Below are 254 nucleotides of genomic sequence, written 5' to 3'. Positions count from 1 at the left end.
CAGTCGCCGTTGACCCGCACCACCCCCTCAGGCGGCTGCAACTCTTGCACCGGCACGTTCTTGAGTGCGGTGCTCATGAAGTCGATCCAGGCCGGCAAGGCCAGCGCCGAACCCGACGAACGGCTCCCCAGGCTGCGCGGGGTGTCGTATCCCACCCATGCCACCGCGGCGATGCGGGGCTGGAAGCCGGCAAACCAGGCATCGACCACATCGTTGGTGGTGCCCGTCTTGCCATACAGGTCGGGCCGTTTGAG

Annotated in this window: 1 pseudogene; it reads right to left on the bottom strand. The window is 66.9% G+C overall.

Features of this window, described 5'->3' with window-relative positions:
* Nucleotides 1-254 (bottom strand): annotated as a pseudogene (locus ACZ3HG_RS24275) (hypothetical protein); the annotation flags it as partial.

It is taken from the genome of Erwinia sp. PME.40.26/001 (assembly GCF_055556675.1).
Note: the sequence above shows the minus strand (reverse complement) of the source record. Positions and strands in the feature narration are given on the sequence as shown.